This window comes from Poriferisphaera corsica (assembly GCF_007747445.1).
Taxonomy (GTDB): domain Bacteria; phylum Planctomycetota; class Phycisphaerae; order Phycisphaerales; family Phycisphaeraceae; genus Poriferisphaera; species Poriferisphaera corsica.
In genome coordinates, this window is the sequence record NZ_CP036425.1 from 2,565,519 (window position 1) to 2,579,279 (window position 13,761).

Consider the following 13,761-nt stretch of genomic DNA (forward strand, 5'->3'; position numbering starts at 1 on the left):
TCTACGCCACACTCACGCAGCCTTCTCCACCCCTTCTTCACCCGCTTTTTCCTCCCCTGACGCCGCTTCCGTCTCAGCAGACGAAACGCCCGTTTCGCAAGCCGGTTTTATCGCAGGTTTTGGCGTGTGAACAATTATCTGCTGTGAATCCTCGTCCCCGCCTTCCACCGGCACAATCCGTGCCGCCAGATCCACATCATCCAGATCCTCAATCGTCTCCGCCGCCGCCCCGCTGCTCACCTCGTCCAGTTCTTGCTCACTGCCTTGCTCAGACAAATGCAATCCCGGCTCATCACCCTCAACCTCTGGCGTCGTATGACCCATCCCCGTCAGCTTACCATGCAAGTCATGTGTCGTCGTCGCCACATCGCTACGCATCGGGCTCAAGCTCGTCTCCACCTCACACTGCAACTGATCCAACTGCTTACGCAGCAAGTTCTGTGCCTCATGCACCGCTTCCGTAATCCGTGGCTCCAACTTCGACACGCGTTCCGCAATCTGCTTCTCAATCATATTCATCAACGATTGAGCACCCTGCTGCATCTCAGATACGCGTTCACGCAACTGCTTCTCAGTCTGCTCCAATTGCTTGTTCGCCGTCGGCGTCACCGACTGCAACTTACGTGTAATGTGCTTCTCGACAAGCTCCGTCATCGCTGTGATCGACTTCTTCTGCTCCGCAAGTTTCACCTGCATACGCGTCGCCGCATGATCCGCCGCGTCATCCGCAAGCGTCTGCATACCAGCCAGCTTATTCGCAAGATTTTCCATCACCGGCGAGATCATCTTTTCGGACTGTGTTCTAAAATCTGCCGCAGCTTTCTCAATCCGATCTGCAACCTCACGATTCACTTTCATAATCAGTGAATCAATCTCACCATTCGCCTTGCTGCTGTTCTCCGCAAGCGACTCACGGAACTTTGATTGAATCGTGTCAGTAAAGTTTTCGATCCGCTGATCTGCTTTAGCCAGTTCTTTCTTAAATGAACCTTCCAAATTTTCCAGCTTCTCACTCGCACGGCTCGTTGCCGCATCAGCCTTGTGATCAATCGTCGATTCCAAAATCGAAACCGCCGCCGCAGCATGCTTGTCAGCCTTGCCACGCAGATCTGCCAGCTTTCCTTCCAGATCTGAAGCAAACCGCTTCTGAGTCCGTGTAAAGTGCTTATCAATTTCCTCTTGGCTATGCGTCAAAGCCTTGTCCAGCTTACCTGTCGCATCAGCTAACTGATGATTAGACTTTGTTTCGATCGCTTCACGTAGCATCGTTTCTTTCGCCGCAACAAGCTCATGCAATTCACTTGTCGTCGTCTTGATCGATTCTTCGATCGCACTCGCACGCGTATTAAAGTCGCCCGCATGCTCATCAAATTTCGCTTCAAAATGCGAATCAATCTGCTCAGTAAAGTTATCGACGATCTGCTTCGCATGATCATCAACATGATCATAAGCCGCCTGCAATTTTTCATACACCGGCATCATCAATTCTTCAGCATCCATTTTCGAACGATCAAAAATCGTATCCAGCTCAGCTTTCACCGCGTCAAACATCGGATCCAAACGCTTCGCATAATCTTCAAACTTCGCTTCAAGACGTGCTTCTATCGGGCCCGTCAATTCTTCAACTTGCGACTTCGCCGCATCAAAAGAAGCCTCCAACAACTGGTTATAGTTGTTCAGCGACTCGCCCGTCGTCTCGGTGACAGATTCCTTCGTCTTCGCCATCTCGTCACGCAAGAACGCGACCGCCTGCTCAATCTGAGCATCAACGTTCGCAGTCGAATCTGAAATCTCTGATTTAATATGATCCGCATGCGATTGCGCAGCCATCAGCGTTTTATTCAAGTGTGCATCAATCCCCGCCACAGCAACGGCAACCTCAGTGTTCAACTTCTCAAGCTGATCCGTCAATTGTTCTTCCGTATCACGCAGCTGCGTAATACGGCCATCAATCCTCACATTGATCTTCTCTAATCGCGTACTCGCCTTACCCAAAGCCTTATCCGTCGAAGCGTGAATCTGCTTCGAGATCTTCGCCACATCCTCATCAATATTCTGTGCACGGTCGACCTGATTCTCAACCCGCTTCGCCATATGTGAAATGGACTGTTCCAAACGAGAAATCTGTTCCAGACGTGATTGCTCCCGCGTCTCAGATAGCTGCAACTGTTCAAAGCGTTTATTCACCGCTTCGTCCAGTGCATTGATCCGAACCGCCAACTTCGCGGTGCTGTCCGCAACCGTATTCGGCCCAGACGCAGCGGCTCGCGCCTCACAATCCTTCACCGTCCGGATTAGGCGAAAACGCTCTTCCCGTGCGCGTTCAAGCATTGCATTCAGCTCAGCCATCATCCCCGCCATCGCTTGCTGATCGATATTTGTTTGATTCGTCTGTCTTGCTGTGGAGTTCATCGTTGCCACGTCATCTCTCCGAGTTCGTTGATTGCTGTCTCTGAAATGTGTTGCGCCGCAGATCAATGCTCAATACAGAACACTTTTTTCCAGCATTGCAGAGCCACATCGGGAGCGCACCAGGTAAACTATTTTTCGTGGTCAGTCGCCGGATCCGAATTTTGCCGCGAGCAGCAGCAATCTCATCAGCTAGCGATCTCACCTCATCGACCTACTGGTCAACGCGGCCAACTCCACGTAAAACGCTTATAGCGCTTCCACCGGATGTATCGTCTGTATCAACTGGGCTGATAAGCCCGTTTGTAACTTTTTCTCAACCCCATTTTTATCCGGACCTTATCCCCCTGTTACGTCCCTTTCAACTTACACATCCGCCTCTGATTCGGCGTACATCGGTTATCATCAATAATCAACACATAACAATTCCCTCAAGCCCACACGCTCTGTGTGTGGGGCACCTTGTAACCACCTCCCAACCTAGCACTTCTTCCCCACCACCTCTGCAAAGTCTGATAAACTCATGCCATCTTGAATCAGCACACATCAACCGCTCAGGAGATTCTCCGGTTTGCATAACGCTCTAAATATTTTTGAAATCGGCGCGATCCTCATCAGCCTCGTTGCGATCCTGGCATACCTCAACGCAAAAATCCTCAAACTCCCCGCAACCATCGGCCTCATGCTCCTCGCCCTGCTCTTCTCATTCGGTCTGTTCGCCTACGAAAAATTCGGGCCCGCCGGCCACGATCTCGAACTCTGGATCTCAAACCTCCTCAGCGCCATCGACTTCAATAAAACACTCCTGCAAGGCATGCTCGGCTACCTGCTCTTCGCGGGCGCGCTGCACGTCAATCTCGGCGACCTCAAACAACAGCGCTGGGTCATCGCCCTGCTCGCCACCGTCGGCGTCCTCACCACCACCGGCATCGTCGGCGCAGTCATGTACTACGTCACAGGCCTCATGGGCCTTGAAATCAAATTCGTCTACTGCCTGCTCTTCGGTGCGCTCATCGCGCCAACCGATCCGATCGCGGTGCTGTCAATCCTCAAGTCACTTGGCGCACCCAAAACACTTGAAACCAAAATCACTGGCGAATCGCTTTTCAACGACGGCGTCGGTGTTGTCGTCTTCCTCGCCATCCTCGGCTTTGCGATCCCAACCGGCGGACATGAAGTGGGCGGCAAAGAAATCGCGATTCTCTTCTTCAAAGAAACCGGCGGCGGCGCACTCTTTGGTTTACTGCTCGGTTTAGTAGGCTACGTCATGATGCGCAGCCTAGATGAATACAAAACTGAGATCCTCATCTCACTCGCAATGGTGACCGGCGGTTATGCGCTATGTACTGCATTACATATCAGCGGACCGATCGCGATGGTGGTGGCTGGGTTGTTTATCGGGAATCATGGCCGCGCGTTTGCGATGAGCGATACGACTCGCGAGAACCTCGATTTATTCTGGGAATTGGTTGATGAGATTCTGAATGCAGTTTTGTTCGTGCTGATCGGGATTGAAGTATTGATTGTGAAACTGACAGGGCAATACGTGTTGGCAGGTTTGATTGCGATCCCGATCGTGTTGGCTGCCCGCTTCATCAGCGTGAGCGGAACGGTGAAAGTGGTGAAAACTGTTCGTCAACGCGAGTTTACGAATCACGCGGTGAAGGTGATGACCTGGGCAGGATTGCGAGGCGGAATCTCAGTTGCGTTGGCGTTGTCGCTGCAAAACATGCTCAAAGCAAACAGCGGCGCGTTTGATCTGCGCGGCGATGCGGCAGCGGGTGATCTGATCGTCACGATGACGTATGTCGTGGTCGTGTTCTCGATTCTGGTGCAAGGTTTAACGGTGGGAGGGATGATGCGCAGGTTGGGATTGAGCAGCGGGGCGCGCACAAAAACGCATTAGTGATAGGCAGATTTAGGGTTGGAAAATGAAACTGCGGATGGATGGTTTAGTGAAGTTGATGATTGATTATGTGAAATGGGATTTGGGGGTGCGGGTTTAAAAGATGTGAGTGAGGGTGGTGGGAAATGGCTGAGCGCGATTTGTCGCACGATTTGTGCACGGGTTGTGTTTTGATATGAAAAAATGGCTTAAAATGAAGTGGTTTTGAAGAAAAGTGACTTGGTTTGGTCGAGAAATGATTCGTTTTGCTGCTGTTTGAGGGTGTTATAGCATACGAAATGCGCGTTTGTGCGCGCGTTTTGATTCGTGTGTTTTGTTGTGTGCGGTGCATGACTGTACAACGATGACTATCGTATGAAGCTGAAATGAGATAATGGGTATATTGCGTTGGTGGACGCATAAAAATCGTTGGCTAAAAAATAAAACATGATGTAGCGCTTTAGATGACTTGGCGATGACTTTGAGCGGTTGTATTGAGAGTCAGGCTAACTTGATGACGTTATATTCATGGACAATTCTTGGTTAATTCACCAAACATTAAAAACTCACGGATAGATTTCATTTCTATAAATCGATGAACTTATTTGGATAAGCAAGAATCAATCTTGCCTGGCGTTGCGTGTGCAACCTTGGTTTCTGATGTAGGCAGAAACAAGCGGAAAGACTTGTGCTGAAATTGGGAACATGTCCTGTTGTTGAATGTTGTAGGAGATGAAAGCGTATGAGGAAGAGATCAATATTATTGTGCGCCATGCTAGCTGTTGTTGGTTTAGTTGGCCCTGCGCAGGCAGATATTATTGCGGGTTTTACAGTGGATACGAGTGCGACGGGGTGGAAGCCGGGCGATTTCCCATTGGATGCTGAGTACGGATCGGGGAGTTTTACCGTTAGTCATTTCGACCAAACGTTACAATCTAACGGCGATTATTATGCGATCGATCATTTCTCTGGCACTACTTTAAATCGTCTAGAGGGAACGGGATCTTCAAGAGGCATGTACATTCGGGGTACATCCAACGGCGCTCAAGCGATCTGGTCTGTGTCGACTGATGGGTATGAAGATATTCAGGTATCTTGGGCTCAGAAAGGTACTTCCACGGGTTTTGATAGCCGCGTAATTGAGTACTCGGCGGATGGTGGTAATCAATGGACACATGTCGAGACACAATCGGGAACGTTGAGCGGTACCTGGGCAGCATACAGTTTGGATTTAAGCAGCATTACGCAAGTAGACAATAATGCGGACTTCCAATTCCGCATTACTTATGACGGTGCTACTGCGGATACTGGAAGAAACCGCTGGGACAATTTCTTCGTGCAGGGCGCGGTTGCGGCGATTCCAGAACCTGCATCATTGATGCTGATGGGCCTTGGCTCGCTTGCGCTTGTGAGACGTAAAAAGAAGTAATAAAAACCAGTGAGATGTGCAGATTCAAAGCCACCTCTATGCAGGTGGCTTTTTCGTTGGCTGTATCTGGGAAGGGGCGTATGAATGAGGGAGGAAGTTTCCAGCGATCAGTCAGGTCGCGGCTATTGGAGTTGAAGGAATTGAATTGTGTGTTGTAGGTAACCCACACGCAGAGCGTATGGGCTTGAGATAACGTAGAAATTATCTTGTTGCAGGCAATTGAAAAGTTTAGGGGGTAACACCCCGCCACCGGCGGTGGCGGGCTTGAGGTTAATGAAATGGATGAATGAGGATGAGTAGGGACAGGGAGGGGGTGATGGGGGGGGTGATGGGGGGGATGGATCAAAAAAGCACACGATGGATCGTGTGCTTTTGAAAGTTTGTTCTGGTTTTTATTATTGGATGATAATCAGGACACTCGGCGGCGAAGGAGCAGCAAAGCGGGCAAGCTCATTAATAGCATTGATGCGGGCTCGGGTACTGAGGACACATTTAATGTGAGGCCATAGTTGCTTAGATTTGAAGCGGGGGTGTTGATGTTGCCTGAGATATCGGATGTCATGGTCATGTACAAACGGTAGGTGTGGCCTGCGGTTAAGGTTCCGGAGTAATCGAGTGTGCCGTCGTAGCTGGCCTGCTCGGTTAGGTTTAATGGCAGGTATCGCTGATGGGTTGTTATATTGTTAAACAGAATTGCTGAGGTTGTATCGCCTGATGATGCATCGAATGAGCCTGATAAATCAAACGTTGCATCCTGTGCGCCAAGTGTGAAGGAAACGTCGAAAGAACTGACCTGCTTAGAGGTTGCGGTCGCGGGGGTTGCGGTGACGATGGTCGTGGCAGCGGCGGCTCTTGATGCGGACAGTGTGAGTTGTGATCCGCTGCCTGTCAGCGAGACGTTGTCAGTGACATGAATATTGCCGGTGGATTCGGCGGCCCCACCTAATGAGAAAGGCGAGGTTGGTGTGACGATTTTTGTATCGAAAAGATTGAATCCAAACGCGCCGGCCAGAGCGGTTGTGGCATCGTTTTCGTCGAGTAGGCCGGAGGCGCCGCCAGAGCCGGCGTGAACACGCAGGCGGCCATAACTAGAACGGCTGTCCACGGTGATATTCGCGGCCAACAAATCGGTCGCGGCCATCGACAGACCGATAGCGATCACAGTACTACAAAGCTTTATATTCATCTTTAACCCTCTCCTATGACTCAAAGAATATGAGTCCAAAAGTAATCTCTCCAAGAGCGACTCGGTCGCTTCACGTTTCGTGACCTTAACACATGCCGCACTATTTCGCTACGCATTCACTCAAAACGAGCATTTCATTCTATTGATGAAATATGGGGGGCTGCTTGTTCACCTTACTCACATGGAAGATGCTGATCCATGCACACTTGCGTTGCAAACACCCCCGCACCGGCGGTGCGGGGGTTGAGGAATGCGAATAGTAAGCGGGAGTGTGGGGCGTATGGGGCATGAGAGAGATAATGGGGGATGAGGGGGATCGAGGGGGGAATCGGGGGAGAATGAGTGGGGATGGGAATGGTAGTAAGATAGAAATTTGTGCGGTATATTGCGCGCTGATTTGCGATTTGGGGCTATGATTGGTACAAACTGCAGTCCCTGAAGTTGGAATGATGTCGGCATTGCGCTATGAATGTGCTTGCTGACGGTAGATTTTAAAACTGATTATCTATTTATAGGTATATGAACATGTCAAAAGAATTGGAAAGCGGCCACTACCTGTTTACAAGCGAATCTGTGTCCATGGGACACCCAGACAAGGTTTCAGATGCTGTATCTGATGCGGTGTTGGATAGTTTGCTTGCTGTTGACCCACAGGCGCGTGTTGCTTGTGAAACACTATGTACAACGGGTTTGGTCGTAGTGGCTGGTGAAGTGACGGTTCACAACGATAAAGCTGTTGCGGCGCTGAACAATATTGAAGATACGGTTCGCAAGACCGTGAAGCGTATTGGTTACACGGATCCTCGCATGAAGTTTGACAGCGAGAGTTGTGCGGTGCTTCGCACGATCCACGGTCAGTCGGATGACATCAGCATGGGTGTGACTGAGGGCGAAGGTCTTCATAAAGAACAAGGTGCTGGCGACCAGGGTTTGATGTTTGGTTTTGCTTGTAAGGAAACTGAAGATCTGATGCCTTTGGCAATTGATCTTTCGCATAAATTGATGGAGAAACACGTTGCAGTTCGCGAAAGCAACAAGGTGAAGTTCTTGCGTCCAGATGCGAAAAGCCAGGTGACAGTTGAGTACAACAAATACAACAAGCCAGTGCGTGTTGATACGGTTGTGATCTCGACGCAACACGGCCCTGAGTGGAACGGCGATGACAAGCAGGCAGAGCTTCGGAAAGAAATTATTAAGCATGTGATTGAACCTTGCATGCCTAAGGATCTGTTCGATGCGAATGACGTAACGATTCACGTGAACCCAACGGGTCAGTTTGAAATTGGCGGGCCTCACGGTGATACCGGTTTGACAGGTCGTAAGATTATTGTTGATACGTACGGTGGTCGCGGTCGTCACGGCGGTGGCGCGTTCTCGGGTAAAGACCCGTCGAAGGTTGACCGTTCGGCAGCTTACATGGCGCGTTACATTGCAAAGAATCTGGTTGCTGCTGATTTGTGTGATGTTTGTGAAGTTCAGCTTTCATACGCGATCGGCGTACCTGAGCCCACATCGGTTTGTGTGGATACTTATAGCTCGAACAAGATTCCTGAAGATGTGATCGGTCAGATCGTTCGTGAAGTGTTCCCACTGACACCGGGCGGGATCATCAAGACTTTGGATCTGAAGAAGCCGATTTTCGAAGCGACGGCTGCTCATGGCCACTTTGGTCGCAAGCCAGGCAAGAACGGCGAATTCAGCTGGGAAAAACTGGATAAGGTTGCGGCTTTGAAAGAAGCAGCGGCAGCGAAAGCCTGATTTTGCCCCCCCGGAAGTTGGCCCACCCGGAAGTTGGGCTAGCGGAACACCCCACCACCGGCGGTGGTGGGCTTGAAAATTGGGGGTGAGGGGGGATCCAATGAGTTATTGGTCAATTTAGATATACACAATGCGTGAGGCTTAGGGCGGGCCCCTGAAAAGGACGATACAATAGTCGTATCTCCAATGGGGCTGAGTCCTGAGCCTCACGTTTTATATTTAGAATTCTCAGTACGTTTTTCAGTCAGACAAGACGTATTGCCATACAGATCGATAAATGTAAAGGTTTTCTGGGCATAAGCTTACTGGCTAGTGTAGAATGCCAAGAACAATCTATTTTTAGGAAGATTAAGTTACGAGACAGGCAAGAACTAGAGAGATGATGCAGATCAAGAGAGGCATACCAGTTTCGCCAGGCGTCGCGATTTTTACGGCGTTTGTTCTGGATGCTGAGGATCAGCCTGTTCCGAGGCGGTTGATTTCACTGGGTAAGGTTGATGACGAGATTGTGCGGTTACAGAAGGCGGTGGGAGATTCGATTAGTGAGATTGAGGGATTGCGAGAGCAGACGGCGAGCACGTTAGGTGAGGAGCTGTCGAAGATTTTCAGTTTTCATGTGGGTGTGCTGGCAGATCAGGCGCTGATCAAGCAGATTGAGCAGACGATCACGACGACGCGCGTATCGGCGGAATATGCGGTTTATGTGACGCTGCGGAAGCTGGCGAGCACGTTTGCGGCACATGATAGTCAATTGGTACGTAAGACGGTGACGGACGTTCGAGACTTGGAACGCCGAATCTTGAAGCACTTGATCGGGAGCAATCGGGAAGAGCTGAAGAATCTGCGTGGCGCTGCGATTGTGGTGGCGCATGACTTGACGCCAAGCCAGACGGTGACGTTGGACAAAAAAAAGATTAAGGCGCTGGTGACGGATGCTGGGGGGCGGACGAGTCACACGGCGATTTTGGCGCATGCATTGGGGATTCCAGCGATTGTGGGCTTAGAGGATATCACGGCGGATGTGTCGACGGGTGACACGATTGTGGTGGATGGTAATCGTGGCTTGGTGGTGATTGAGCCTGATGCGGCGAAGCTGATGGAGTATCGCGCTGAGGCGAAGAAAATGGCTCAGCAGGCGAAAATTCTGCGAGAGCTGCATGATAAACCGGCAGTAACGAAGGATGGGACGGAGATTGGATTACAGGCGAATATTGAGTTCCCGGAGGAAATTCATCATGCGCTGAGTAATGGTGCGGTGGGGATTGGGTTGTATCGAACGGAATTTTTGTATCTAGCGGCTGAGAGTGTTCCTACGGAGCAGCAGCAGTATGAGACGTATGTCCAGGCGATTCAGGGGCTGGAGGGAAGGCCGCTGACGATACGTACGCTGGATTTGGGTGCGGATAAGGTGGTGGAGGATTTGACGCCATCGAGTTTGTGGAATGAGCGGAACCCGTTTTTGGGTTGTCGGTCGATCAGGCTTTGCTTGCAGAATTTACCGCTGTTTAAGACGCAGTTAAGGGCGATTTTGAGGGCGAGCGTTGAGGGGCCGGTGAAGATTATGTTCCCGTTGATCAGTAATGTGATGGAGTTGCGTCAGGCGAAGATGATTTTGTCTGATGTGAAGGAGGATTTGGAAGATCAGGGGATAGGGTATCGGGAAGACATTCCGGTGGGTATGATGATAGAGGTGCCGAGCGCGGCCTTGCAGGCGTTGACGTTTGCTCATGAGGTCGATTTTTTCAGTATTGGCACGAATGACTTGATTCAATACACGGTCGCAGTAGACCGTGGAAATGAGCGGATCGCGAGTTTGTACTCGGCTGCACATCCGGCGGTAATCACATTAATTAAGGAAGTGATCCGTGCGGCGCAGCGAGCGAAGATTGATGTCAGTCTTTGCGGCGAGATGGCGAGTGATCCGGAGTTCACGATGTTGTTGATTGGCTTGGGATTGAGGAATTTCTCGATCACGCCGCCAGCACTGCCAGAGATCAAACAGTTGATTAGATCGGTGAGTGTAGATCAATGCAGACGGGTTGCCCGGAAAGTAAGCGGGTTTGACTCGAATCGTGAGGTACTCAACTACCTTAAAGGTGAAGCAGGAAAAATTATGCCTGAAGTCGTCGGTGGACGTTCCATCGGATATTAGCTTTGGGTGAAAAGTAAAACGTGAACGCGATGCTCGCTGAGATGATTGAGGAATTGTACCCTTGGGATCCGGCTAGAAGCGACGCGACACATAAAAGTAAGGAATGCCCGGCGTTTGAAGGATAAAACGCAGGCAAGCAGGATGCTTAATATCGAGAGCACGATCAGAAAATGATTGCAATGTTCATGAAATAAGCGATGTTTGCGTATGCGTTGTCATTGGAACAGCGGGCTGTGACGCACTGTGTCAAAATCAGAAATGTTGATTAATAATGTTCCCGGCGAAGAATGCAGGATTGCAATCGCTGTGGACGGGAAGCTGGACGAGTTCTATCAGGAAAGGTCTAGCGCCGAGTCGCATGTCGGTAATATTTACAAAGGACGTGTGACGAATGTAGAGGCTTCGATTCAGGCTGCATTTATCGATTTCGGTCTGGAAAGAAACGGGTTTTTGCATATCTCGGATCTTCATCCGAAGTATTTTCCAGGAAAAGATAAAGAAGAATTTGAACAGGTAGGAAGTAAGACGCCACGGCGTGATCGTCCGCCTATTCAGAAGTGCTTGAAGCGTGGACAAGAGATCACGGTACAGGTTCTGAAGGAAGGGATTGGGACGAAGGGCCCTACCCTGACGAGTTATCTGTCGATCCCGGGTCGGTTTATTGTGATGATGCCTGACATGCAAAGGTTGGGCGTGTCACGGAAGGTGGAGGATGAAGATGCGCGTCGTTCGATGAAGAAGATTTTGAATGATCTTAAGCCGCCATCCGGTTTTGGATTCATTGTTCGTACGGCGGGGATTGGGCAAACAAAGACAGATTTGAAGCGGGACCTTGCGTATCTTGCGCGGCTATGGAAGTCGATCGAGAAACGTAAGAAGGCGATCAAGACGGTGGGCGAATTGTATGCAGAATCGGACTTGGTCATCAGGACGATTCGTGATGTGTTCCGTAATGACATTAGTCGGATTTTGATTGATGATGTAACGGCGGCGAAGCGTGCAAGGGACTTCTTGGCGGTGTCGAACCCGCGAACAAAAACGAAAGTTGTTTACTACAACGATCTGGTCCCGATCTACCACCGGTTTGGGATTGAAGATCAGATTGATCAGATCAATGCGAGAGAAGTGCCGCTGCCATCGGGTGGCGCGTTGGTGTTTGACCAGGCTGAGGCATTGGTTGCGATTGATGTGAACTCGGGCAAGAGTCGTGATGCACAAGATGCGGAATCGAATGCGTTTAATACGAACATGGAAGCTGTGGATGAGATTTGTCGACAGTTGAAGTTGCGCGACCTTGGCGGGTTGGTGGTTAATGACCTGATTGATATGCGTGAATCGCGGCATCGTCGCAAGATCGAGTCACGGTTCCGTCAGAATTTAAAGAACGACCGTGCGCGGTCGCGGATCAATCCGATCAGTCAGTTTGGGATGCTGGAGATGACGCGTCAGCGGATGCGGCCGTCGTTGAAGAAGTCGATTTACAATGAATGTGTTCATTGTGCGGGGACGGGTCATGTGAAGACGGCGGAGACGGTGGTGCTTGAGGTGATGCGTAAGCTGGCGATGGTGATGCATCATCGTAAGGTTGCGCATTTGGAGCTGGTGATCAGCCCGGATGTTGCGTTCCATTTGTTAAACCGGAAGCGTGCGCAGTTGGTGAGTTTGGAGCGTAAGCATGGCAAGCCGGTGATGGTGCGCGTGGGCGGTGAACAGATTGATTTCCTTGAAATTAAGGCTTATGACGAGCGAAAGACGCCGCTGAATATTGAGAATTTGATGAGCGGCAAGCAGATTCCGAAGCCGATTGATGCTGCGTATATTGATTTGGCGATTGACGAAATTCCTATGGTTCAGGAACCGGAAGAAGCGTTGGAAGGAAACGAAGTTGAGGCTGAGATCAGTCAGCTCGTCGAAGAAAATGCGGCGCGTGAAGCAGCGGCAGAGGAAGAAGAACAGAAGAAGCGTCGCAGAAGACGGCGTGGAAGCCGTGGTGGTAAGAAGCTGCATGACGAATCTGAAGATGGGGAGATGGCTAAAGAAGAGCAACAAGAAGAACAGAAAGATTCACGTCGCCGCCGGGGTACGGATAGTCGAAGGCGTCGTAGTTCGGATAGTTCAAGACAGCGAGAAGGCTCGGATGAGGGCGGGAATGAATCAGGTGAGAAGCATGAACGTTCTTCGAGCCGCGAACGATCATCGGATCGTCGACGGTCATCGGATCGTGATCGTGAACGACCATCTGGGCGTGAGAGATCGTCAAGCCGCGAGCGGACTTCGGATCGTGAAAGATCTTCTGAACGTGGGCGATCATCGGATCGCAGCAGGCGTAGAGGTGGTAAGGATGAGAAGCGTGAAGATGTGAAGGTTGAACCGCGGAAAGCTGAGGATGTTGCTGAACAGTATAAAGCGGCGAAATCGGATGAGAAGAAAAGTAGTACACGCAAGAAAACCGTGAGGAAGAAACGTGCGACGACTTCGAAGAAGAAGTCAGTACGAACATCGAGCGTTGATAAGCCGCGTAAGGTTTCACCGGAACAGGTTGGCAATGTTCTGGAAGAAGCTCGGGAAGTTAAAGCTGAAGTGAATGGCAATGTTGCGGATCATTTGGCTGAAGAGAAGAAGCCGATTCGCAAGAAACGTTATACCACACGTCGTGTAAGTAGTGACGATGTGGCGGGCCATCAAGCAGCACCGAAACCCAGGACGAAAGTTCGTAAGAAGCGTGCTTCGACAAGCCGCGCGGAAACGGGCAATCAGACTAGCAATGCTGATGCTGGGAATGAAAAGAAGGTTGAAGGACGTACGGGAAGTAAGGTTGTGCGTCGCAAGAAGCGTTCGAGTAAGAGCGTGAAGAAAGTCGAAACAAAAAGCGTTACGAGCAGCGGCTACAGTAACAGGATGCTGAAGAAGTAAATGATCGTGTTTCGTGTTGCAGTTTGTGT

Annotated in this window: 7 protein-coding genes; 5 read left to right on the forward strand and 2 right to left on the reverse strand. The window is 50.4% G+C overall.

Annotation, left to right across the window (positions count from 1 at the left end; genetic code table 11):
• Window positions 1-12: 12 nt before the first annotated feature.
• On the reverse strand, window positions 13-2,421 hold the full coding sequence (locus KS4_RS10580; protein WP_145077780.1) for a hypothetical protein: 2,409 nt from the start codon (window positions 2,419-2,421) through the stop codon (window positions 13-15).
• Window positions 2,422-2,980: 559 nt separating this feature from the next.
• Here KS4_RS10580 and KS4_RS10585 point away from each other — a divergent pair.
• Window positions 2,981-4,315 (forward strand): cation:proton antiporter, encoded by a 1,335-nt coding sequence (locus tag KS4_RS10585; RefSeq protein WP_200761162.1) that lies wholly within the window; start codon window positions 2,981-2,983, stop codon window positions 4,313-4,315.
• A gap of 721 nt (window positions 4,316-5,036) precedes the next feature.
• Window positions 5,037-5,723 (forward strand): PEP-CTERM sorting domain-containing protein, encoded by a 687-nt coding sequence (locus KS4_RS10590; protein ID WP_145077782.1) that lies wholly within the window; start codon window positions 5,037-5,039, stop codon window positions 5,721-5,723.
• 409 nt (window positions 5,724-6,132) lie between these two features.
• On the opposite strand, the gene KS4_RS10595 is transcribed toward KS4_RS10590, so the two are convergent.
• The gene (locus KS4_RS10595) at window positions 6,133-6,909 is read right to left on the reverse strand and encodes a hypothetical protein (RefSeq protein ID WP_145077784.1); all 777 of its coding nucleotides are present in this window, start codon (window positions 6,907-6,909) and stop codon (window positions 6,133-6,135) included.
• A 537-nt stretch (window positions 6,910-7,446) separates the two neighbouring features.
• On the opposite strand from KS4_RS10595, the gene metK reads away from it, so the two are divergent.
• From metK to KS4_RS10610, 3 genes are all read left to right on the forward strand, one after another.
• Window positions 7,447-8,667 carry a methionine adenosyltransferase gene (gene metK / locus KS4_RS10600; protein ID WP_390620477.1) on the forward strand — a complete coding sequence of 407 codons (1,221 nt, stop codon included), beginning with the start codon at window positions 7,447-7,449 and terminating at the stop codon, window positions 8,665-8,667.
• A gap of 379 nt (window positions 8,668-9,046) precedes the next feature.
• Window positions 9,047-10,819 carry a phosphoenolpyruvate--protein phosphotransferase gene (gene ptsP, locus KS4_RS10605; protein WP_145077788.1) on the forward strand — a complete coding sequence of 591 codons (1,773 nt, stop codon included), beginning with the start codon at window positions 9,047-9,049 and terminating at the stop codon, window positions 10,817-10,819.
• A gap of 243 nt (window positions 10,820-11,062) precedes the next feature.
• Complete coding sequence (locus KS4_RS10610) at window positions 11,063-13,732, forward strand: Rne/Rng family ribonuclease (RefSeq protein WP_145077790.1); 2,670 nt, start codon at window positions 11,063-11,065, stop codon at window positions 13,730-13,732.
• Window positions 13,733-13,761 lie beyond the last annotated feature (29 nt).